The sequence below is a fragment of the Candidatus Eisenbacteria bacterium genome (genome assembly GCA_035712145.1).
GTDB lineage: Bacteria > Eisenbacteria > RBG-16-71-46 > RBG-16-71-46 > RBG-16-71-46 > DASTBI01.
The window spans coordinates 21,559-43,890 of record DASTBI010000163.1 but is presented as its reverse complement, the minus strand read 5'-3'; the positions used below and the strand labels follow the sequence as shown (position 1 = coordinate 43,890).

The following is a 22,332-nucleotide window of genomic DNA, read 5'->3' as shown; positions in this document are numbered from 1 at the left end:
TTGGAGTGGCGTTGCCGGGACCGGGTCTTCGATGTCGCGGACCGCGCCCTGGTGATGGGCGTGCTCAACGTCACGCCCGATTCGTTCTCCGACGGTGGCCGGTTCCTCGACGCCTCCGCCGCGATCGCGCACGGCCGCTCGCTGCTCGAGCAGGGCGCCGACCTGCTCGATGTCGGCGCGGAGAGCACTCGTCCCGGGGCTTCGCCCGTGCCCGCCGACGAGCAGTGGCGCCGTCTGGAGCCGGTGCTGACCGCACTCGTCCGCGAGCCTGCGGCCGTGCTCTCCGTGGACACCGGCGCGGCCTCCGTGGCTCGCCGGGCGCTCGAAAGCGGGGTCCAGGTGGTCAACGACGTGAGCGCACTCGGAGACCCGGACATGGCCGCGGTCGTGGCGGGAGCCGGGGCCGGCCTGGTGCTCATGCACATGCGCGGCACTCCCGCCGACATGCAGCGCGAGCCGCGCTACGAGGACGTCTCGCGCGAAGTGGCGTGGTGGCTCTCGGAGCGCCTGGCCCGGGCCCGCAGCGCCGGCATTCGAGAAAGCTCCGTGGCGCTCGATCCCGGCATCGGCTTCGGCAAGACGCTCGAGCACAACCTCGAGCTGCTCGCCCGGCTCGACGAGCTGGCGGCGCTCGGCCGGCCGATCGTGATCGGCGTCTCACGCAAGAGCTTCCTGATGAAGCTGACCGATCGACCCGTCGATCGGAGGCTCGAAGGCGGATTGGCGGCGTCGGCGATCGCGGTCTTCCAGGGCGCCGCGATCCTGAGAAGCCACGACGTCGAATCCACCCGCGATGCGGCTCGTGTCGCGGCCGCGCTGCGAGGCGCGCGCCGCGCCGCTCGGCGTTCGTGATCGCCGACCATGGGTGTTCCACTCGGCTTCGCGCGACGAAAACGGCGACGATCGTAGGAGCCGCGTGAGTCCTCTGCTAGACTCGCTTCGACTCTTGCTCGGCGGCCCAGGACCATGACGCCTGTCCACGACCTCTGGCTTCTCGACGTCCTCGACATCCTGCTCGTGGCGGTGCTGTTCTATCGCCTCCTCATCCTGGTCAAGGGCACGCGCTCGGCCCAGATGTACGTCGGGCTCCTGGTGATCGTCCTGATCGGGGTCGCGGCGCGTGAGTTCGACCTGATCGCGGTCAAATGGATCGCGGACAGCCTCAAGACCGTCTGGCTCATCGCCTTCGTGATCATCTTCCAGCCCGAGCTGCGTCACGCCCTGGCGCAGTTCGGCCGCACCCGGTACTTCCGCTCGTTTCTGCGCGGCGAGAGCTATGGAGTCCTGGGAGAAGTCGTGCGCGGAGTCGAGACCCTGGCCCAGCGGAGGCATGGCGGACTGATCGCCCTGGAGCGCAACGTCGGCCTTCGCAACTTCGTGGACACCGGCACGCGGCTCGATGCCAAGGTGAGCGGCGAGCTGCTGGTGACCCTGTTCAGTCCTGGATCGCCGCTCCACGACGGAGCGGTGATTGTGCGCGAGGAGACGGTGATCGCGGCTTCGTGCATCCTGCCACTCTCTTCGAACCCGCGAGTCGTGGGCACGCTCGGCACCCGGCACCGGGCGGCGCTCGGACTCTCGGAGGAGACCGACGCGGCAGTGATCGTGGTCAGCGAGGAAACCGGCGCGATCTCGATCGCCTTCCGTGGCCAGCTGCAGAGCGACCTGGACGAAGGCGAGCTTCGCAGTGAACTGGTTCGTATCTTTCGGGTGCGAGTCCCTGACGACGCTCCGGCCGACCGCGGCGACCGGGTGCGTGACGATGGCGATGCCGCGCAGCGCGTGGGGTGAGAACGATGCGCATGCTATGGACGGTGGCGCTTCCGATGCTGCTCGCAGGCTGCTCGAACCAGACCGAGACGACGGCGACGACCGCGGACCACCAGGACATCGTGGCCATGGCCCGCGATGCGGGGTATCCGATGGAGCATCTCGGCGCGGGGACCATCCAGCTCACGGCGGGCACCTATCACGACTCGGCCGCCGGGCTCGACGTGCGTCTGATCGCCTCCGCCACCGGAGACCTGGATGGAGACGAGCGTGAGGATGCCGCCGTCGTCCTGGCCAGCACTACGGGCGGCACCGGAACCTTCATCGATCTCTACGCGCTGCTCGACAAGGAGGATCATGCGCTGACCCGTGGACCCGCCTCGCTCGGCGACCGGGTCAAGGTGGATTCGCTCCGGGTCTCCAACCGGGCGGTCCATCTGCACCTGCTGACCCACGCGCCCGACGATCCTCTGTGTTGTCCCACGCAACACGAAGTAGAGACTTTCGTGCTGCACGCCGACACGCTGATGCGCCGTCCGGCGGAGCAGCCCTAGGGTTCCTTGACAGAGTTCCAGCCCCTCCCTACTTTCCTTCGCCCATCTCGATTCGGGGTTCGGCGGCGTAGCTCAGCTGGTAGAGCAGGAGAATCATAATCTCTGTGTCCGGGGTTCGAGTCCCTGCGCCGCCACCACCCACCCAGCACCGGCGGTCGAGACGCATCGAGCCGGTTCTGCGCCGCGCCTTTCGCGGCGCGCGCGCCTCGGGACAAGGGCTTCGAGTCCTGGTCGCGGTGAGCGGCGGAGCCGACTCGGTAGCACTCCTCCTGGGTCTCCACCGCCTGGCCTCCGAGCTCCAGGTCGAGCTGTGCGCCGCGCACCTTCATCACGGGCTGCGCGGCCTCGACGCGGACGCCGACGAGGCCTTCGTCCGCGCCCTTTGCCTCCGGCTCGGCGTGCCGCTCGAGAGCGCGCGCTGGAATACCCGGGAGCGCATGCGTCGCCTTGGCTGGTCCGGCCAGGACGGTCTGCGGCGGTTGCGGCGTCGCTTCCTCCTTCAGGCGGCGCGGCGCGCCGGAGCGGATCTCATCGCCACCGCGCACACGGCCGACGATCAAATGGAAACGCTGCTGATGCGTCTCGTGCGCGGCACCGGCCTTTCGGGGCTCGGAGCCATGAGCACGAGGCGCGGACGCTGGCTGCGGCCGCTGCTCGAGGCGCCTCGCGCCGACATCGAAGCGGACCTTCGGGCCGCCGGCGAGTCGTGGCGAGAGGACGCGAGCAACCAGGACTCGGCCTACGAGCGAAACCGCATCCGGCATCGCGTCGTGCCCGCATGGATCCGCCAGCGCTCGCAGCGCGGTCCATCGGCCCGTCGGATCGCGACCACGCTCCGCGAGGTGCGCGCCGTCACCCGATGGCTCGAGGAGCACGCGAAGCGAGCGCTGGCGGACTCTGCAATCGATTCGGCCGGTCCCGGGATGGTCTTCGATCGCACCCGGCTGGCTGCGCTCCCCGACTTTCTCTTGAGGCTCGCGCTGAGGCGTGCCTGGGCTTCCACGCGACCGAGGCAGGGACTGACTCGGCCTCTCCTGAACGAATGCTTGACGTTGGTGCGCTCTTCCGCCCCAGGGAGGGTGAATCTCCCGGGGGGTTGGTCGGCCTGGGGGCGTCGGGAGAGGATCGGCATCCTGCCCTCCACAAGGGGCATCGAAGAGACTGCCCACCCGATCAGGACTCCCGTCGAACTTCGTGTCCCGGGGCGGAACCGGCTTGCCGGGTTCGAGTTACATGCCTCCTGGGTAGCGGGTCGCGAGGCTCGGCGGCGACTCGCCGGTCGGTCCGGCGGCGAGGCCTTCGCGGCGACTCACATCAAAGGAACACTGGAGCTTAGACTTGGCCGGACCGATGAACTGTTCATCCCCTTTGGCCGCCATCGTGCTCGCCGTCTCGGCGATTTCCTCAAGCATTCGGGAATTCCTCTCCCCCACCGCGGGGATCGGATGGTCCTGGCGGACCGGCAGGGTATTCTCTGGGTGGTAGGGCTGCGGCGCTCAGCGAGAGCGCCGATCGAGTCCAGTACGAGAAAGGCGCTTTGGGTCAGGGCGAAGACATGATCGAAAGCTTGGCCAGATCCTCCGCGGGCACCCGCGTCCTCTACTCTGCCGCCCAGATCAGGGACAGGGTCCGGGACCTCGGCCTGGCGCTCGCGCGCGACTACGAGGGCAAGAACCCGGTCCTGGTGGGCGTGCTCAAGGGCGCCTGGATGTTCCACGCCGATCTGGTGCGGGCCACGCCGATCGAGCTCGAAGTCGACTTTCTTTCCGTGTCGTCCTACGGTGGCGATCGCACCTCGAGCGGCCAGGTGCAGCTTCTGGCCGATCTCAAGGGAGACATCCGGGGACGCCACGTCGTTTTGTGCGAAGCGGTGGTGGATTCGGGGCGCAGCGTCTCCATGCTGCTGGGACAGCTCGGCGCCCGGAAGCCTTCGAGCCTGCGGGTGGCCACGCTGCTGGACAAGCGGCCGTGCCGCGAGATCGAAGTGCCGCTCGATTACATTGGATGGAAAGCGGGAGCCGCGTTCCTGGTCGGTTACGGCCTGGACGCCGCCGAACGCTACCGAAATCTCCCCTACGTGGGCGTGCTGGAGGAGGCACCAGACTCGTGAAGCTATTCCGTCAGGAACCCGGCCAGGATCCCGGCCGCCGCACCGGTCCTCGTGTCCCGCTGCCGCGCCGATCCAATCCCACGCCGCCCGTCCGGCCGTTCCGGCAGCTGGCGTTTTGGGTGTTCGTGGGACTGCTGGCGCTGGTGGCGTATCGCATGTATCAGGGCAGCTTCATGTCCACGCCGCGCATCGAGATCTCTTACACCCGCTTCATCAGCGAAGTGGAGCGCGGCAACATCGGCACTCTGCAGATCGTCGAGAACGTCGTGACGGGCGATCTCAAGAGCGAGATGCCGGTACGAAATAGCCAGCCCGAGCCGCGTTTCAAGTCCTTCCGCACCAACATCCTGGGCGACGGCTCCGACCTGCCCGACCGGGTGTGGCGGACCAACCCGGGCATCGAGATCGAAGTGCGTTCGGCTGGATTCAATTGGCTGTCCTTCATCTTCACGTCCCTGCCGTTCCTGCTGCTCCTGCCTTTCTGGCTGGTCATCATGCGCCAGATGCAGAGCGGCGGCAGCGCCGCGCTCAAGTTCGGCAAGACCAAGGCAAAGGTGCTGGTCGAGAGCACGCCGAAGGTCACCTTCAAGGATGTCGCCGGCTGCGACGAGGCCAAGCAGGAGCTGCAGGAGATCATCGAGTTCCTCAAGGAGCCGCAGAAGTTCCAGCGTCTCGGCGGGCGAATCCCGAAGGGCGCCCTCCTGCTCGGACCTCCGGGATCCGGAAAGACCCTGCTCGCCAAGGCCGTCGCGGGTGAAGCGGGCGTGCCGTTCTTCTCGATGAGCGGCTCGGACTTCGTGGAGTTGTTCGTGGGCGTGGGCGCGAGCCGCGTGCGCGATCTGTTCGAGCAGGGCAAGCGCAACGCGCCCTGCATCGTGTTCATCGACGAGATCGACGCGGTCGGTCGCCATCGCGGCGCCGGCCTGGGCGGTGGACACGACGAGCGAGAGCAGACGCTGAATCAGCTGCTGGTGGAGATGGACGGCTTCGACTCCAACGAGGGCGTCATCATCGTGGCCGCGACCAACCGGCCCGACGTGCTCGATCCCGCGCTGCTGCGTCCCGGCCGCTTCGACCGGCAGATCGTGGTGGACTGGCCCGACGTGCGAGGCCGCGAAGGCATCCTGCGGGTCCACGCACGGAACATCCCGGTGGCCGAGAACGTCGACCTGGCGCTGATCGCCCGCGCGACCCCGGGCATGGCGGGCGCAGACCTGGCCAACATGGTGAACGAGGCGGCGCTGCTGGCCGCGCGACGCAACCGCAAGAAGGTCACCATGCAGGACTTCCAGGAAGCCAAGGACAAGGTGATGCTGGGCATGGAGCGCAAGAGCCTGGTGATGACCGAGGACGAGCGGCGCAACACCGCCTATCACGAAGCGGGGCACGCGCTCGTGGCGTGGCTCATGCCGGGGACCGATCCGGTGGACAAGGTGACGATCATCCCGCGCGGCCGCGCGCTCGGCATCACGTCCTACCTGCCTTCGGAGGAGCGGCACTCACGCACCCGGGATGATCTGATCCGAGCCATCACGATGATGATGGGCGGGCGGGCGGCCGAGCAGCTGGTCTTCAGCCATCTCACGACCGGCGCGGCGAACGATCTCGAGCGTGCCACGGGACTCGCGCGGCGCATGGTGTGCGAGCTTGGCATGAGCGACAAGCTGGGTCCGCTCACCTTCGGCAAGAAGGAAGAGATGGTCTTCCTCGGCAAGGAGATCGCCACCCACAAGGACTACAGCGAGCAGACCGCCATCGCCATCGATGAGGAAGTCCGCTCCATCGCCGAGCGTTGCTACGAGCAAGCGCACCAGTTGCTCAAGGACAACCTCGACAAGCTCCACCTGCTGGCGCGGACGCTGCTCGAGCGCGAGGTGGTGGACGGCGATGAGATGAACCGTCTGCTGCGCGGTGAAACCCTCCCGCCGCTCAAGCCCGCAGACCTGGCGGGCGAGCCGGCGGCCGCGGTGGCTTCGGAAGCCGAACCCGACAAGAAAGGCCACCCGATCGACGCGTTCACGCCCCCGCCGCAACCGCGGCCCGCGGGCGCCTAAGTCAGCGCAGGATCACCAGCTTCAGGGGGTTGGTGGTCCTGCCGCTCGCATCCTTCACGGCAGCGAAGTAGATGCCGTTGGGTAGTGTGCTGCCGCGCGCACCGAAGTCGAGTCGAATGGTATCGCGACCGGAGCCGCCCGCCTTGGCTTCGTGCGAAGCCACCACCCGGCCTTGGATGTCGAACACGCGAATCTCGAGCACGCCGGCTTCGGCCCCGGCAAGCTCCAACTCATCCGCCTGGGGCGAAGTCCCCGTCGGACGTGCGAGGGTCAACGCACGACCAGCTTTCGGCGGCCAGAACGCATCTTCGCTCTCCCAGCGATAACGCGCGTCCACGCTCTCCCTTCGGATTCTGTAGCGAAGCACCCCCGCAGGCGGCGAGGCATCGTTCCAACTCATCGCCAAAGTCAGCCCAGCCTGTACGCGAGCCACCTGTTCAAAGGGGCCATCGTTGCGCGCGCGCAGCACCGCCCACCAGGTTTCCGGCGCCGGCTCGGATAGCGTCCATGTCACCGTGCGGGCCGGGCCCACCCCGGCAACTGTCGGCGGACTGGTCGTAGCTTTCACATATGTGTGCGTCCAGCGGTTCATCACGGTTCCCCGAACTCGCCATGATGCCCACACATCGCCGTTGAGATCCTTGCTGATGTATGGGTTCAGAAAGATTCCGTCCGAACCGGGGATCTCTTCGCCCGGGCTCCAGCCCGTCTCGGTCGGAAAAGCTATGCACCCCACATCGCGGAAGGTGGTGCCGAAGCCGAGGTCGATCCACGCGAGGACAGGTCGCTCGCTGCCATCGTGAGTGAGATCGTTCCACGCCGGGATGAAGGTCTGACCAGGGGGATGAATGGCCTGAATGCTGTCTCCACGCGACCATTGCCCATTCCTGTACTCGGACATGTGCACCCAGCGACGGTCCGACCACATCAGCCACAATCCTCCGGAGCGCCGGAAGGCGAAGCGCGGATGCCCAGGACCGAACGGCTTGGAGTCCAGAACCCCCTGCTTCACCCAATCACTCCCTTCCGTGACTGCCCATGCGAGCCCGGATTGACCCGCGTAGGCCACGATGGCCGATTCGTCGGATAGGGGGGCCATCGTGCAATGGTCCTCGTCCTCTCCGATTCCCGGCAGCTCGTGCCACACCCCGAAGGTGTCGGAATAGACGGTGCGGATAACGAACCTCGTATCGGGCGGGAAGCTGATCGAACGCTGCTGGCTTCTCACCACCCATCTCCTGCGGCTCGATGCCGCTCCCGAACGCTGGGTGTCCTGGCTAAGAGTGAGCATCGCCGTATCCGGAAGGCTAAATCCATGGTCGCTGTATGCGGCCATCATCATGTACCGGAGCCCCGAGGGGCCGCGAGGCGAAAGCCAGACCATGTGGCGCTGAGATGTGATGGAAAGTGCTTCCTCGGGCACGAAGAAGCTCGGGATATCGCTGTTGAACTTGTGCACCCACTGGCTGTCTTGCCAGGCGAAGATGTTCCACGTGGACGCCGGGGTGCCGACGTACTGCGTCTGGATGATGAAGAACGGCAAGCCCTGCGCGTTCGTCTTCATCCGAGCTGAGCCAAAAAACGAGACAGACGGATAGGGGTCCAGCAACCCTGTCGTCAGCGCCCATGCCCTGCCAGGTGGGAGAGCCGCTGCTCGGCCGCCGAGGAGCGAACACAGCGCTGCGGCGACGAACGACCCGAGCCAGATCTTTCTAAGGGGTGGGGAGGCGGCGAGCATGCGGGAGCCTCAGAGTCAGTCTTAATGAATTTGCTTGCGATTCCCCCCCCCTCGGCAAGCGAAACTTTCCGCGGGCATCCAGGCGCCCGTGAAACGCCAAACGCTGGCGCATGCCGGGGCCGCTCAAGCCTCTCGCTCGTCATCCTTCCGCATCGCCGCGCCGTCGTCACCCCCATGACCGGCGTGCCTTGGGGCCGCGCCCCACCGAACGTCCGGAGCTCGAGGTGCGCCCATGCGCGTCGCTCGTCTCCTCGTCGCTCTTCCTCTCCTTTGCGGTTTTCTTCTGGCTCCCTTGTGTGCGTACTCCGGGGGTATCGGCGTTTCAAGGCGTGCGGCTCGAAGTCTTCGATCTGGGCGGGCGCCGTATCGCCAAACTCGCGGATCGCGAATACCCGGCGGGGTACCACACCGTCGAGTGGGACCGGACGACGATCGGGGGCCGACCGCCGGCCCCCGGGGTCTATGTCTATCGAATCATTGCCGGGTCGTTCCGCGACCAGAAGAAGATGATCCTTCTCCCCTAGCTGTCAGGATGCCGCAAACCCAATAGCTCACAAAAACTTGTCTCGGCGCCTCGGAACTTTTCCGGGGCGCCGAGCGTCTAATGGAGTGCCACGTAGAGAGGCGTGGCGAGCAACCTCCAACCAGTCATCCACTGGTGATTCCGAGACGCGTCTGCGGGGGGGCAGCCCCGCAAACGGCAAGCATCGCCCGGTCCCAAAGCCGGGCGATCTTGTTTTGAGTCGCGATCGGGTTCCATGAGCACGATGGCCGGCCACGGTCTCCGGCACGTTCATCGGCTGGTGGCGATCACCGTCGTCGGCGTCGCGCTGAGGTTGACCACTCGCCATGCGCCACCCGGCGGGAACCTGCCCATTCCATCTTGTCAGCGGACAATGTGTCAGGTCGGAGTCGGCTTCGACCTTGGCAGCCAGGATCTCGACGCCGCCTAAGTCGTTGCGGATGGCCGCGCCAATCCAGACCCCGCTCCTGGCCGAAGCTTTGCGAGTCCCGAAGTGGACTAGCAATTCCGGAGACAGGATGAATCGTCCACGGGTCTTACTCGCCAATCTCGCGACCCTGCTCGCGCTGGCCGTGCCGCTGGAGCAGACGCGTTGTGTGTGGATGGGGCTCGAGCCGCGGGCAGCGCGATCCATTCCGGCAAGCCACGCGTGCTGCGTTCCAGGGACACCCGAGCAGCATGTGCCGGCCGGATGCTATCCCGATTGCAGTTGCCTGCGGTTGCCTTCGGCTCCCGTGCCGGCCAAGGTCAGTTTGCTTCACACCCCGTCGCACTGTCCGGCCACGGTCGTTGCATCCATGACCGTCATCCCACTCTCAAGCCGCCAAACGCTGCCCAGGGCCCTCGACCTCGGGAGTCCTCCACTCCCGATCGATCTCGGCGCGCACGGTCTCCGCGCGCCGCCTCTCTCCGCGTAGCCCAACCTCGAATGTGGCTGAACCGGCGCGGTTCAGCCGCCCGTCTTGGGCTTTGTCCAAACCCGAAGAGCACCTTGCCGGCAGGTATTCGTCGTTGCGGTGCGTCGCTCGATCCGGGAGCGCGCATGGGAGGGGACCATGAAACTCGACACCGGACGTTTCGCGATCGCGGTCGGCACGATATGGGCCGCCGCGGGCTTGATCTGCGGTTTGGTCTACAAGATTGCTCCGGAATCGTACGCGAGGACAGCCAACTTCCTGCTCCACTCGGACATGTACCGTGCGACGCGGGTGTTCGGCTGGGGCGAACTCGCACTGGCAACGGCGGCGTGGTGGTTCCTGGCTGCCGGCTTGGCGGGTGCATCCGCCGCCATGTACAACCGGTCCATACGGACATGACCGCAGCGGTCAGCATGGCTCCTCGACGCCATCGTCTGTGGGCCGCGGGACTGTTGGTATCCGTGTCGTTGCTGTCGGCCGAAGGCGCCCGGCCACAGGTTCCGGCTGCACTGCCTTCGCCGCTCGAGCTGGACGATGCCGTGCGGATCGCGCGCGTGCATCGTCCCGAGGTCGCCGCCGCTCGTTCGCGCGCACGCGCGGCGGGGCACAGGCCGGTGCTCGTCGCAAGTCTCGAGGATCCCATGCTGTCGCCCGCGATCGACCACTGGCCGTACGGGATGGGAGAGCCCGACGTCAGCATCGCGGTCGAGCAGCGCTTCCCCCTGGCGGGCGTGCGTGGACAGCGGCGCCGCTCGGCTGAAGCCGAAGCACGACGCGCCCAGACTGGGGTCGAGCAGACCGCGCTGGATGTCGAGCTGGAAGCGGCGACCGCGTTCTTGATGCTGTACGAGCGCCGCCAGATGCAGAGAGTGATCGGAGAGCAGCACGAGCTGGCGGCGCAGTACGTCGCGGCGACGAATGCTCGCTATGGGGCGGGTATGGGCGCCCAGGCGGAGGTGCTCCAGGCCGAGGCCGAGCGGGCCCGACTGGGCGGGTTGCTCCAGGCGTTGCGCGGGGAGATCGCCTCCGCGGAAGTCATGCTCAACGTGAGTCTGGCTCGACCGGCGAACGATACGGTCCCGGAACTCGAGAGTCCCGGGCCGGGCGAACCGCCGCCGTCGGCCGCCACGGTAGCGACGCAGGCCCTGGCGCAGCGCCCGGAACTGCAAGGCGGCGATGCGGAGCTACGCCAGGCCCTGGCCGAGATCCAGGTGATGCGATCGATGTATGCGCCGATGGCGATTCTCCGCGCGGGAACCGCCAGAACCATGGAGAGCGGTCCTGGAGCGATGCTGATGGTCGGCATCAGTCTGCCGATCTGGCGTTCGAAGCTTCGCGCGGGAGTGGAAGAGGCCAAGGCCATGGCCGAGATGGCCAGCTACGACCTCGAAGCGATGCGCCGGATGATCGAAGGCGAGGCCGTCGCGGCGCGCCACGAACTGGCCGCGGCCATCGCTCGGATGGATGCGCTGCGCCTGGACGTCGTGCCGCGCGCACGACAGGCCGTGGGCCCTGCCCTGGCCGGCTACAGCTCGGGCCAACTCCCACTCGCGAGCGTGATCCAGGCCTCGCAGGGCCTGTGGAGCGCGCAGGCGGAGCTGGTCGAAGCCGAGGTCCGGGCCGCTCAAACGCGCGCGCGCCTTCGTCGTGCCACCGGCACGGGAGGAGAGTCACGATGAGATGGCGCATCACGATTCGGGCCGGGCGCTGGGCGTCACGCGCAGTGGCTTTGGTGCTGGGGCTCCTGCTGCTCGGAGGGGCGCTCTATGTCCAGCACCGCCGTCACGGCTGGCCCTTCTCGCTCCATCACGACTCGGCGACCCCGAGGGCCGGCGAGCGACATCCGGCTCAGCCGCGGCGGGATTCGGTCGCCGCGGTCGCCTCTCGAGTGACGGTCGAGATGGACCCGGAGCGCCTCGGCGAATTCGGCATCCGCGTGGAGGCCGTGCGGGTCGAGACGATCACACGGCCGGTGCGCGTCGTTGCCAATGTGCTACCGGACGAGACGCGCATCGCGCACGTGCACGCACGCGTCTCTGGGTGGATCGAACGACTCTACGTGAACGTGACCGGGCAACAGGTGCGGCGTGGGCAGCCGCTGGCATCGGTCTTCTCGCAGGAGCTGCTGTCCTCGCAAGGCGAGTACCTCTCGGCCCTGCGGGCCAACGACGAGGGCCCCCGGAGCGTGGTCGCCGAAGGAGCGCGTTCGCGCCTCAAGGTGCTCGGCATGACGGACTCCGAGATCGAAACGATCGAGCGGAGCGGTGAGCCGCACCGTGTTGTCACCCTCACCGCACCCCGTGGGGGTGTCGTGCTCCATCGCGGGGTGTCGGCCGGGACCGCGGTGGACCCATCGACCGAGATCGTCACGATCGCGGACCTGTCCCACGTATGGGTCATCGCCGAAGTCCCCGAGGCCGAGATTCCCGAGGTCCGTCCGGGGCTACCCGCAACGCTCGAGTTCCCCGCCTCAGGCCGTGATCCGCTTCCGTCGCGCGTCGAATGGGTGGCCCCGACGATCTCCGAGCGGACTCGGACGCTGCGAGTTCGTTTCGGAGTCGACAACCGGAGCGGGAGCCTGCGTCCCGGCTTGTACGGCACCGCCGAGTTCAGCACCGAGCCGCGGCAGGCGTTGGTCATCCCGCGCGATGCTCTGGTGGACACCGGTCGCGAGCAGTTCGTCTTCGTGCAGGCGGGAGAAGGACGGTTCGTGCCCCGACGCGTTCAGGTGGGCACGCGGCTGGCGGATCGGATCGAGGTCCGCACCGGCCTCGCCGTCGGCGATGAAGTCGTCTCCGCAGGCGTCTTTCTGATCGACTCCGAAAGCCGGCTCCGCGCGTCCGGAGGGGCAGGCACGGCACACGGAGAGCACGGGAGCCGCTCCGAAACGAAGTCCTCCGATCAGAGGGAGGGCTACCAGCGGAGGAACGACCCATGATCGAGCGCATCATCGAAGGAAGCGCGCGACACCGCTGGGTCGTGTTCGGGGCCGTTCTCGTGGCGGCGCTCTGGGCGTTCGACTCGATGCGCAAGACGCCGCTCGATGCCATCCCCGACCTCTCCGATCCGCAGGTGATCGTATTCACGGAGTGGATGGGCCGCAGTCCGGACCTGGTCGAGGACCAGATCACGTACCCGATGGTCCGCGCGCTCCAGAGCACGCCTGGCGTTCGCACGGTCCGTGGCTACTCGATGTTCGGGATGAGCTTCGTCTACGCCATCTTCGACGAAGGCACCGAGATCTACTGGGCCCGTACCCGCGTGTTGGAACAGCTCGGCAGGGTCCAACAGTTCCTGCCGCCGAACGTGACGCCAGTCCTCGGCCCCGACGCCTCAGGCGTGGGTTGGATCTACCAATACGTGCTCGTGGACACGACGCGCCGGCTCGACCTGGCGCGCTTGCGGGAGCTTCAGGATTTCACGGTCAGGCCTGCCCTTCAGGCGGTCGGCGGCGTTGCCGAGGTTGCTTCGCTGGGCGGGTTCGAACGCCAGTACCAGATCGTGCTCGACCCCGACAGGCTGGTGTCCTACGGCCTGACTCTCGCCGACATCACGCGGGCGGCGAGCGAGGCCAACTCGGAGGTGGGCGCTCGGGTTCTCGAGCTCGCCGGCCGGGAATACGTCCTGCGGGGACGTGGCTACGTCGACAGCCTCGCGGATCTCGAGGAGAGCGTGGTCGCGGTGGGCCCGGGTGGGACGCCCATCCGCCTCCGCGACGTTGCCCGGGTGCAGTTCGGTCCCGAGATCAGGCGGGGCGCCGCCGACTTGAACGGCCGCGGCGAGGCTGTGGGCGGCATCGTCGTGATGCGCATCGGCTCCAACGCCCTGAGGGTCATCCAGGCGCTCGAGAAACAGATCGCGGAGTTGAGCCTGCCCGCCGGAGTCCGGCTCGTGCCGACGTACGACCGCTCGGAGCTCATCCTCGGGTCGATCGAAACGCTCAGGAACACGCTGATCGAAGAGGGGATCATCATCGCGCTCGTCTGCCTCGTGTTCCTGTTCCACGCGCGATCCGCCCTCGTGGCGATGATCATCCTGCCGCTGTCGGTGCTGCTCTCGTTCATCCCGATGTACTACCTGGGCCTCACGTCCAACATCATGTCCCTGGGTGGGATCGCCATCGCGGTCGGCGAGCTCGCCGATGCGGCGATCGTGCTGATCGAGAACGCCCACGTCCGGCTTGCCAGGGCCGCTCCGGGCGAGGATCGACAGCGCATCATCGTCGATGCGTGCAAGGAGGTCGGCAGGCCCATCTTCTTTTCGCTGCTGCTCATCACCGTCAGCTTCCTCCCCATCTTCACACTCGCCGGGCAAGCCGGCCGCCTGTTCCAGCCCCTGGCGTTCACCAAGACGTTCGCGATGTTCGCGGCGTCGATCCTCTCGATCACCCTTGCGCCGCCTCTGATGGTGGTGCTCCTGCGCGGGCGCTTCCGGACGGCCGCCGAGAACCCGGTCGCCCGGTTCCTGCAGCGCGCCTACCGGCCGCTGGTGGCATGGGCGGTTCGCCGCCGCAGGCTGGTCGTCGCGGCAGCGGCCGCGGCCATCGTGGCAACGGTGCCGCTCTACTTGAGACTGGGATCGGAGTTCATGCCGCCGCTCGACGAGGGATCCCTGTTGGTGATGCCGACGACCTTCCCGGGCATCTCGATCGAGGCCGCCCGCCAAGCGCTCACTGCACAGCATCGGGTGATCAAGCGTTTCGGCGAGGTGTCCTCGGTGCATGGCAAGGCCGGGCGCGCGGAGACCGCCACCGATCCCGCGCAGCTCGACATGATCGAATCGGTGGTCGCCTTGCGGCCTCGGAAGGACTGGCCGCTCGTGACGACGCGACGATGGTACAGCACCTGGGCCCCGCAATTTCTCGCGGCGCCCCTCCGGGCGGTCTGGCCCGAGCGCCGGCGCCGCACGCTCCCCGAGCTGGCCCGCGACCTCGACCTCGCGCTCCGCATGCCGGGCTACCAAATGGCGATCTCGCCGCCGATCCGCACGCGCATCGACATGCTGACCACCGGAGTGCGGACCCCGGCTGGCATCAAGGTGCTCGGAAGCGACCTGGCGGAGATCGAGAGAGTTTCGATCGCGCTCGAAGGTCTCCTGCGCGAGGTGCAAGGGACGCGCAGCACGTTCGCCGAACGCCAGTCGGGACGCGAGTACATCGACGTCGTCGCCGACCGAAAGGCCATCGCCCGCTACGGCCTGACCATGCGCCAGGTCCACGACGTCGTGGAAGGGGCAATCGGAGGAATGGGCGTGTCCACGGTCATCTCGGGCAGGTCACGCTTCCCGGTCAACCTTCGTTACGCAGCCGACTACCGCGCCGATCCCGAGGCGATCCGGAGCATCCTGGTTCCGGTCCCCTCGAGCGAATCGATTGCGGAGCCCGAGCCGGGCAGCACCGGTCGCGGGACTTCGAATTCGGGTGCAATGGCCGGTCAATCGGGAGTGGGGTCAGGCCGGATGGGCGGCTCGGGCATGGGAGGAAACAGCCCGTCTTCGAAGATGTCCGCAGGAACAGGGATGTCCCAAGCAGCCTCCATGCGAGGCGCAGGCTCGGAAGCGGACGATGCCGATCGCTGGCGGCAGCCGAATGCCGCCGTGCCGCTTGGCGCTCTGGCGGACGTTCGGGTGGTCAACGGTCCGCCCATGATCAAGGACGAGAATGGGGTGCTGGTGGGTTACGTCTTCGCGGACATCGATCTCTCTCGCCGCGATCTCGGCGGATGGGTCCACGACGCAAAGCGATTGGTCGCGGAACGCCTGGCGCTGCCGGCCGGCTACCGACTCCAATGGACCGGCCAGTACGAGTTCATGGCCGAGATGGAGTCGCGGCTGCGGATCGTGCTCCCACTGACGCTGGTCCTCATCGTGGCATTGCTCTACCTCTCCGTGCGCGGATGGCCGCAGACGTTTCTCGTCCTCCTCAGTCTGCCGTTCGCCCTCGCGGGCAGCGTGTGGCTCCTGTCGTTCATGGGCTACAACCTGTCGACGGCCGTGTGGGTCGGTCTGATTGCCGTGGCCGGCCTCGCTGCCCAGACCGGCATCGTGATCGTCGTCTATCTCGACGAGGCATTCCTCCGCGCCCGGCAGGAAGGACGCGTCCGGACGGCGGAGGACGTCACGTCCGTGGTCGTCGAAGGGGCGGCCAGGAATGCGCGGCCGCTGGTGATGACGGTTGCGACGACCGTGCTCGGACTCATGCCGCTGCTGTGGGAGGGAGGAGTCGGAGCCGACATCACGGCGCGGACGGCGGGACCGGTCGTCGGCGGGTTGTGGGCATGCATGTTCCTCACGATGCTGGCGATTCCTGCCGCTTACGCGTTGTGGCGGAGCCGTGAGGTCGTGCGAAGCGCGGCCATCTCACTCCCCGGCGCGGGACGCGAAGCGTGACGACATTCGTGCCGGACGAGCTCAACCCCGACGCTCGATCCCCGCCGGTCCTGGTGCTCGAGGTCTAGCTCGTGACGGTCGGCGCAGTGAAGGTACCGCCCTGGGCCACGAGCCTGGACAGCAGCGCCGCCGGCTCGAAGCGGTCGCCCTTCTCGGCGCGGAGCGCGATCAGCCTGTGTTCGGCGCGCGCCAGACCGAAGGCGTCGGCGTGACGCAGGAGGCCGCCGCGGAACGGCGGGAAACCGGCGCCGAAGATCATCGCCAGGTCGACCTTGCCCGCATCGGGGACCACGGCCTCTTCGAGACACCGGGCCGCCTCGTTCACCATCACGAGCACGAGCCGCTCCGAGATGGTCTCGAGCGTCTGGGGCCGGCGCTGGCGAGTGAGCCCCAGCGTGGCGCGCAGATCAGGGTCGGGGAGGCGCCTGGCGCCGCTGTAGCGGTAGAAGCCGAGTCCGTTCTTCCGGCCCAAGCGACCGGCGGCCACCATCTTCTCGAGCTCCGGTGAGGTGGACATGCGCGACGGGAATGCCCGGCTCAGCACGCCCGCCACCTTCTGCGCGACGTCGAGCCCCACTTCGTCGACCACCTCGAACGGTCCCATCGGCATGCCGAAGCGGCGCATCGCCGCGTCGATGTCGACGACCGAGTAACCCTCCTCGAGAAGCCAGGTGGCCTCGCGCAGATAAGGCATCAGGATCCGGTTCACCACGAAGCCCGGAGCGTCCTTCACCACGACCGGTGTCTTTCCCAGACGCCGGGCCAGCGACACGGCGGTGACCAGCGCCTGATCCGCCGTCTGCTCGCCGCGCACGACCTCGATCAGCGGCATTCGGTGGACGGGGTTGAAGAAGTGGAAGCCGCAAAGGCGCTCCGGACGGGCGAGCCCTCGCGCCAGCTCGGTCACGGAAAGCGAGGACGTGTTGGTGGCGAGCACGCAGTCTTCGCGAACCCTCACCTCCAGCTCGGCCAGCACCCGGCGCTTGATCTCCAGATCCTCGACCACCGCTTCGAGCGCGAAGTCCGCGGCGCCGAATCCACTCAGTTCCGTCGTCGGCAGGATGCGCGCGATCTGGGCGTCGCGCTCCCGCGCGGCCAGCCGCCTCTTGCGCCCGCGTTCGTCGATCAGCGAGCGCACCGTGCGCAGCGCGCGCGCCAGAGCCTCGATGCTGAGGTCGCGCATTCGCACCTGGATGCCGTGCCGGCTGGCGAGCTCGGCGACTCCGCCGCCCATGATGCCCGCTCCGATCAGCGCCAGGCGATCGACCGGGCGCGGCTGGGCCTTGGGATCGCTTCCGACGGCGTCCTTCTTCGCCGCCTCGGACAGCTCGAAGATGCGCACCAGGTTCTTGCACACCGGTCCGATGACGAGGTCGCTCACCCGCGATGCCTCGATCTCGAGACCGGCCTGGATCGGGAGATGGAGCGTGCGCTCGATGACCTCGATCGCCGCCACCGGCGCGGGATAGTTGCCGCCGGTGCGCGCTCGCGTCATCCCCCGTGCGCGCGACAGCACGAGCGTGCGGCCGAACGGCGTCGAGCCGAGGAACCAGGCCCCGAACCCGCGCGGCCGGTAGGCATCTCTGCGGCGGCCCTTCGGCCGGCGAGCGAGCGCCTCGAGACGTCGGTGAGCGTGCTCGATCAGCCAGGCCGCGGGCACCGCGCGCGCCACCAGCCCCATCTTCTCGGCGCGGCGGGCGTCGACCGCCCGCCCGGTGAGGATCAGGTCGAGCGCCGCGGGAAGGCCGATGAGCCGCGGGAGGCGCTGGCTGCCGCCGAAGCCGGGAAAGATGCCGAGCAGCACCTCCGGCAGGCCGATCTGCGTGCGTGGCTCCTCGCTCGCGATCCTCGAGTCGCATGCCAGCGCGAGCTCGGTTCCTCCACCCAGGCACACGCCGTCGATCGCGGCCACCGTCGGACACGGCAAGCTCGCGAGCTTTCCGAAGGCCGCGTGCGCACGGCGCACGAGTTGCAGCACCTCGTCACGGTCGGTGATGGAGCCAATCGCCTGGACGTCGGCGCCGGCGATGAAGCTGCCGGGTTTGCCGGATCGCAGGACCACGCCCTGGAGATCGGCCATGGAGGACAGATCTTCGAGCGTCCTTCCAAGATCGTCGAGCGCTTCCACGTCGAGCACGTTGACGCGGCGCGCGGGGTGATCCATGACGAGATGAACGATCCCTCGGTCCTTGCGGTCGAGGTGGAAGACCGGCATCAGTCGCGTTCCAGGACGAACGCGGCGCCCTGGCCTCCACCCACGCACAAGCTCGCGAGACCGCGCTTCTGGCCGCGGCGCCGGAGCTCGAGCGCGAGCGTGAGCAGGAGCCGTGCGCCGCTCGCGCCCACCGGATGGCCCAGCGCGATCGCGCCGCCGTTCACATTCAGGCGGTCCAGCGGGAACTCGCCGAGCGGGCGGTCGCGCGACAGCTCGTCGCGCGCGAACGACGCGGACTGGCCGGCCTCGACGCAAGCCAGCACCTGGGCGGCGAACGCTTCGTTGATCTCGAACAGCTCGCAATCCGAGAGCTCGAGCCCTGCCCGGGCCAGCGCCTTCGCCGACGCGAACACGGGGCCCAGCCCCATGCGCGCCGGCGAGAGGCCTGCGAACGCATGCGCCCGAATCCGCGCCAGCGGCGGCGTGGGCCAGCGCGACGCCATGGCGTCGTCACCCACCAGCAGGGCGACCGCGCCATCCGTGACCTGACATGCGTTGCCCACCGTCACGGTGCCGTTCTTGCGGTCGAAGTACGGCTTCAGCTTCGCCAGCGCCTCGAGCGTCTGGTTCTCGCGCGGTCCGATGTCGTCGACGATGGGGTCGGAACGCTTTCCCGCAAACGCCGGAACGATCTCCTCGCGCAGCCGCTCGCGAGCCGCGATCGCGCGATGGTGACTCTGCAAGGCGTACGCGTCCTGGCGGTCGCGACCGATCTTGAATTCCTGCGCCACGCGCTCGGCCGTCTGCCCCATGTTGAGGCCGCACACCAGGTCGGTGAGTCCTTCGGCCAGCGCGATGCGCGGCCGCAGCATGTGCGGGCGAAAGCGGGTGAAGGCGCGAAGGCGCTGGAGCGGCGACTTGGAGCGCATCATGCCTTCCAGCCACGCGCCGTACTCGAACGAGTAGAGCAGCGGAATCTGGCTCATCGACTCGGTGCCACCGGCGAGGATGAGCCGGGCGTCGCCAGCCTTGATGCGCTGGATCGCGGTGGCCACGGACTCCATGCCGGAGGCGCAATTGCGATGCACCGTCACCGCGGGCACGGGATCCGGAACGCCGGCGCGGAGCGCGACGATGCGCGCCACGTTGGCGGCTTCGGCGGGCTGCGCGCAGTTGCCGAGGATGACTTCATCGAGGCTTCCGGGATCGAGCTCGGCCCGCGCGATCGCCTCGCCGACCGCGACGCGGCCCAGCTCGTAGGCCGGCGTGTCGCGAAAGGCAGCGCCCGCCTTGACGAACGGAGTTCTCACGCCTGACAGAAGCCACACGGCGCCCATGCTCGGCCGGCTGCTAATCTCGTCCCAGCTTGGCCAGCAGCTCCCTGGCCTCCGCCTGGTACCGGGGATCCCGCGCGCTGGCGCCGGGCGTCAGGGCCACGGCCTTCTCCAGCTCGCGGCGCGCCTTGTCGTGATCCTTGAGCATCATGTAGGTGCGGCCGAGCTCGAGCCGGTGGTTGATGTAGTCGGGCTCGAGCTCCACGGCCTTCCGCAGATCTCGCACCGCATTCTCCATGGAAGCGCCTTTGGGAACCCCGCCGAGGACGGTATTGGCGACGCTCCGCTCGACGAAGTTCAGCGTCGTGAGCTTGCGGTTCCACATCGCGCGCACGTGATAGGCACGGGCGATGCCTGGGTCGAGAGCGATCGCTCGATCGACTTCCGACTTGATCTCACGCGAGAGTGCGAGACGCGTCTTCGGTCCCTCCTTGAGCGCCTGCCGGCCAAGCGCCACCGCCAGCCAGACGTGTCCCTGGGCGCTCTCCGGCGCCGCTTTCACAGCCGCGCGCGCGTGCTCCACGGCCGCCGCGTTCATCTGCCGCTGCGCTTCGCCGCGACTGTCCTCGCCGAGCTCCGACTCGACTCGAGCCAGCCGCCAGAGCGCCTCGAACCCATTGGGGTCGGCGGCGAGTGCGGTCTGGTACGCCTGACGCGCCTCCGCCAGCTGACTCCGGGCATAGAGCTGATCCCCGCGCTCGAGATCATCGTTGGCCCCCGCAGGAGCCACGAAGGCCACGAGAAGCCCGAGCGTCGCCGTCAGGCGCCGCTGGCTCACCGCTCTCCGAACTCGGGACTTTGGCATTTGCGTCCGTGCATGCCCGCGCACGATCAGCGGACTTTGGCCCAGGCTGCTGAGCAAGTCAACGAAGCCGGGCGTCAGATTCGTCTTGCCCGGTGGTTCCACCGGTGCTACGCCTGACGTCCATCCCGCCTCGCTCGACACAGCTTCCGCGCAGCGCCTGTCGGAGGGAACCATGGCTGCCGAGACCTTGATCGGCCTGTTTCTCGATTGTGTCTCCACGTACCGGAAACCCGACCAGTTCATGCGCCGCGGGTCACAGGGATGGGAATCGATCTCTGCCGACCGGGCGCTCGCCGACGTCGAAGCGCTGGCGCTCGGTCTGCGCGATCTCGGTGTTTCGAAGGGCGATCGCGTGGCCCTCCTGTCCGAGAATCGCTACGAGTGGCCTTTGACCGATCTGGCCACGCTCGGTCTCGGCGGCGTCACGGTGCCGATCTACCCCACGCTCACTGCCCCGCAGATCCGCTTCTTGATCGAGAACTCTGGCGCCAAGGTCCTGGTCGTGTCCACGCCCGAGCTGCTCGGCAAGATGCTGGAGGCGACGTCGGGTATGGCGGTCGATGCGCTGGTGACGATGGACTCCGCCAAGGCGCAGGACCGGGTGCGGTCGTTCGCCAGCGTGATGGAGCGGGGAAACGGTCTGCGTGCGCAGGCGCCCGATGCCTTCCGAGCGGCGGCCGCCGCCGTGCGCCCCGACGATCTCGCCACCATCATCTACACCTCGGGCACCACCGGCGAGCCCAAGGGGGCGATGCTGATCCACTCGAACATCGTGTCCAACGTGGCCGCGTGCCTGCAGGTCGTGAACCTCCAGCCGACCGACCGCTGCCTCTCGTTCCTCCCGCTGTGTCACATCTTCGAGCGGATGGCCGGCCTCTACGCGATGCTCGCGCGCGGCGTCAGCATCGCCTACGCCCAGAGCATGGACACCGTGGCGGCCAATGCCATGGAGGTCCAGCCGACCACCTTGTGTGGCGTGCCGCGCTTCTTCGAAAAGGTCTACGCACGCGTCATGGACAACGCGCGCACCCAGCCTCCGCTCCGCCAGGCGATCTTCCACTGGGGACTCGAAAAGGGCGTGCTGAGCGCGCGGGCCCATTTCGAGCGGCGCTCCCTCTCCGGCCTCACCGCCGTGCAAGCCCGTGTCGCCGACCGCCTGGTCGGCGCCAAGATCCGCGCGCGCGTCGGCGGCAAGCTCGTGCGCTGCATCTCGGGCGGCGCGCCGCTGGCCCCCAAGGTGCTCGAGTTCTTCTTCGCTGTGGGCATTCCGGTGCAGGAAGGCTATGGCCTCACCGAGACGTCGCCGGTGATCTGTCTCAATCCGCCGGGCCGTGAGAAGCCGGGCGCGGTCGGTCCGCCGGTTCCAGGCGTCGAAGTCAGGATTGGAGACGAAGGCGAGATCCTGACCCGGGGCCCGCACGTGATGAAGGGATACTTCAGAAACGAGGAAGCCACGCGCCACGCCATTCGCGACGGCTGGTTCCACACCGGCGACATCGGCCACCTCGACGACGAGGGGTATCTGGTGATCACCGACCGGCTCAAGGACTTGCTGGTCACGGCGGGGGGCAAGAAGATCGCGCCTCAGCCGCTGGAGGCGAAGCTCAAAGCAACCAAGTGGGTCAGCGAGGCGGTGATGCTCGGAGACCGGCGCCCGTTCGTGGTCTGCCTGCTCGTGCCCAACTTCGGCAATCTCGAAGCCGAGGCGAAGTTGCACGGCTGGACCGCGGGTTCGGTGGCCGAGCTGCTCGAGCGTCCGGAAGTCCGGTCACTCTATCAATCCGTGATCGACGGAGTGAACGAAGGACTCGCCCGTTTCGAGCAGATCAAGCAATTCGCTCTGCTCGATCGCGAGCTGACCCAGGAGGCTGGTGAGCTCACGCCCACGCTCAAGGTTCGGCGGCGAATCATCATGGAGCGATTCGCCCCCGTGATCGAGCGCCTCTACCGTAGTCCTCAGGCCAGTGCAGCTTCCTGAGCGGCGG

16 protein-coding genes and 1 tRNA gene are annotated in these 22,332 nt (G+C 67.8%); 13 read left to right on the top strand and 4 right to left on the bottom strand.

From position 1 onward, the window contains the following. The 7 genes from folP to ftsH all read left to right on the top strand — a co-directional run bounded on the left by folP (position 1) and on the right by ftsH (position 6,488). Positions 1 to 852, top strand: a complete 852-nt coding sequence (gene folP / locus VFQ05_11205; protein ID HET9327333.1) for a dihydropteroate synthase — start codon at positions 1 to 3, stop codon at positions 850 to 852. Positions 853 to 966: 114 nt separating this feature from the next. Then, on the top strand, positions 967 to 1,791 hold the full coding sequence (gene cdaA / locus VFQ05_11200) for a diadenylate cyclase CdaA (GenBank protein HET9327332.1): 825 nt from the start codon (positions 967 to 969) through the stop codon (positions 1,789 to 1,791). 5 nt (positions 1,792 to 1,796) lie between these two features. After that, the gene (locus VFQ05_11195; protein ID HET9327331.1) at positions 1,797 to 2,324 is read left to right on the top strand and encodes a hypothetical protein; all 528 of its coding nucleotides are present in this window, start codon (positions 1,797 to 1,799) and stop codon (positions 2,322 to 2,324) included. 61 nt (positions 2,325 to 2,385) lie between these two features. Continuing rightward, positions 2,386 to 2,461, top strand: a tRNA-Met gene (locus VFQ05_11190). Beyond that, complete coding sequence (gene tilS / locus VFQ05_11185) at positions 2,429 to 3,883, top strand: tRNA lysidine(34) synthetase TilS (GenBank protein ID HET9327330.1); 1,455 nt, start codon at positions 2,429 to 2,431, stop codon at positions 3,881 to 3,883. The genes VFQ05_11190 and tilS overlap by 33 nt, the downstream gene beginning before the upstream one ends. After that, entirely contained in the window at positions 3,880 to 4,434 is a 555-nt protein-coding gene (hpt, locus tag VFQ05_11180; GenBank protein ID HET9327329.1) for a hypoxanthine phosphoribosyltransferase, read from the top strand. Before tilS ends, hpt begins: the two co-directional genes overlap by 4 nt. Further along, complete coding sequence (gene ftsH, locus VFQ05_11175) at positions 4,431 to 6,488, top strand: ATP-dependent zinc metalloprotease FtsH (GenBank protein HET9327328.1); 2,058 nt, start codon at positions 4,431 to 4,433, stop codon at positions 6,486 to 6,488. The genes hpt and ftsH overlap by 4 nt, the downstream gene beginning before the upstream one ends. A 1-nt stretch (position 6,489) precedes the next feature. Here ftsH and VFQ05_11170 read toward each other — a convergent pair whose 3' ends face one another. Then, the gene (locus VFQ05_11170) at positions 6,490 to 8,052 is read right to left on the bottom strand and encodes a hypothetical protein (protein ID HET9327327.1); all 1,563 of its coding nucleotides are present in this window, start codon (positions 8,050 to 8,052) and stop codon (positions 6,490 to 6,492) included. A gap of 503 nt (positions 8,053 to 8,555) precedes the next feature. On the opposite strand from VFQ05_11170, the gene VFQ05_11165 reads away from it, so the two are divergent. The 5 genes from VFQ05_11165 to VFQ05_11145 all read left to right on the top strand — a co-directional run bounded on the left by VFQ05_11165 (position 8,556) and on the right by VFQ05_11145 (position 16,053). Further along, the gene (locus VFQ05_11165) at positions 8,556 to 8,750 is read left to right on the top strand and encodes a hypothetical protein (protein HET9327326.1); all 195 of its coding nucleotides are present in this window, start codon (positions 8,556 to 8,558) and stop codon (positions 8,748 to 8,750) included. Between the two features lie 1,054 nt (positions 8,751 to 9,804). Then, positions 9,805 to 10,065, top strand: coding sequence for a DUF5676 family membrane protein (locus tag VFQ05_11160; protein HET9327325.1), 261 nt, complete (start codon positions 9,805 to 9,807; stop codon positions 10,063 to 10,065). 14 nt (positions 10,066 to 10,079) lie between these two features. Then, positions 10,080 to 11,345 carry a TolC family protein gene (locus tag VFQ05_11155; GenBank protein ID HET9327324.1) on the top strand — a complete coding sequence of 422 codons (1,266 nt, stop codon included), beginning with the start codon at positions 10,080 to 10,082 and terminating at the stop codon, positions 11,343 to 11,345. Then, positions 11,342 to 12,604: an efflux RND transporter periplasmic adaptor subunit gene (locus tag VFQ05_11150; protein HET9327323.1), complete on the top strand. Its 1,263-nt coding sequence runs from the start codon at positions 11,342 to 11,344 to the stop codon at positions 12,602 to 12,604. Before VFQ05_11155 ends, VFQ05_11150 begins: the two co-directional genes overlap by 4 nt. Further along, positions 12,601 to 16,053, top strand: a complete 3,453-nt coding sequence (locus VFQ05_11145) for an efflux RND transporter permease subunit (protein HET9327322.1) — start codon at positions 12,601 to 12,603, stop codon at positions 16,051 to 16,053. The genes VFQ05_11150 and VFQ05_11145 overlap by 4 nt, the downstream gene beginning before the upstream one ends. Before the next feature lie 64 nt (positions 16,054 to 16,117). Here VFQ05_11145 and VFQ05_11140 read toward each other — a convergent pair whose 3' ends face one another. From VFQ05_11140 to VFQ05_11130, 3 genes are read right to left on the bottom strand one after another with little or no spacing between them, the layout of a single operon-like run. Continuing rightward, complete coding sequence (locus tag VFQ05_11140; GenBank protein HET9327321.1) at positions 16,118 to 18,268, bottom strand: 3-hydroxyacyl-CoA dehydrogenase NAD-binding domain-containing protein; 2,151 nt, start codon at positions 18,266 to 18,268, stop codon at positions 16,118 to 16,120. Next, positions 18,268 to 19,518, bottom strand: a complete 1,251-nt coding sequence (locus tag VFQ05_11135; protein ID HET9327320.1) for a thiolase family protein — start codon at positions 19,516 to 19,518, stop codon at positions 18,268 to 18,270. Before VFQ05_11135 ends, VFQ05_11140 begins: the two co-directional genes overlap by 1 nt. Positions 19,519 to 19,558: 40 nt before the next feature. Beyond that, positions 19,559 to 20,320 (bottom strand): tetratricopeptide repeat protein, encoded by a 762-nt coding sequence (locus VFQ05_11130; protein HET9327319.1) that lies wholly within the window; start codon positions 20,318 to 20,320, stop codon positions 19,559 to 19,561. Between the two features lie 199 nt (positions 20,321 to 20,519). Here VFQ05_11130 and VFQ05_11125 point away from each other — a divergent pair, with 199 nt between their 5' ends. Continuing rightward, on the top strand, positions 20,520 to 22,325 hold the full coding sequence (locus VFQ05_11125) for an AMP-dependent synthetase/ligase (protein ID HET9327318.1): 1,806 nt from the start codon (positions 20,520 to 20,522) through the stop codon (positions 22,323 to 22,325). Positions 22,326 to 22,332: the final 7 nt, after the last annotated feature.

Excerpts from the sequence above, each read along its gene's own strand:
- cdaA (HET9327332.1), top strand. The coding sequence starts at position 967 with ATGACGCCTGTCCACGACCTCTGGCTTCTCGACGTCCTCGACATCCTG.
- hpt (HET9327329.1), top strand. The coding sequence starts at position 3,880 with ATGATCGAAAGCTTGGCCAGATCCTCCGCGGGCACCCGCGTCCTCTAC.
- VFQ05_11140 (HET9327321.1), bottom strand. The coding sequence starts at position 18,268 with ATGCCGGTCTTCCACCTCGACCGCAAGGACCGAGGGATCGTTCATCTC.
- VFQ05_11155 (HET9327324.1), top strand. The coding sequence starts at position 10,080 with ATGGCTCCTCGACGCCATCGTCTGTGGGCCGCGGGACTGTTGGTATCC.
- VFQ05_11170 (HET9327327.1), bottom strand. The coding sequence starts at position 8,052 with ATGAAGACGAACGCGCAGGGCTTGCCGTTCTTCATCATCCAGACGCAG.
- VFQ05_11125 (HET9327318.1), top strand. The coding sequence starts at position 20,520 with ATGGCTGCCGAGACCTTGATCGGCCTGTTTCTCGATTGTGTCTCCACG.
- VFQ05_11150 (HET9327323.1), top strand. The coding sequence starts at position 11,342 with ATGAGATGGCGCATCACGATTCGGGCCGGGCGCTGGGCGTCACGCGCA.
- VFQ05_11145 (HET9327322.1), top strand. The coding sequence starts at position 12,601 with ATGATCGAGCGCATCATCGAAGGAAGCGCGCGACACCGCTGGGTCGTG.
- VFQ05_11195 (HET9327331.1), top strand. The coding sequence starts at position 1,797 with ATGCGCATGCTATGGACGGTGGCGCTTCCGATGCTGCTCGCAGGCTGC.
- VFQ05_11160 (HET9327325.1), top strand. The coding sequence starts at position 9,805 with ATGAAACTCGACACCGGACGTTTCGCGATCGCGGTCGGCACGATATGG.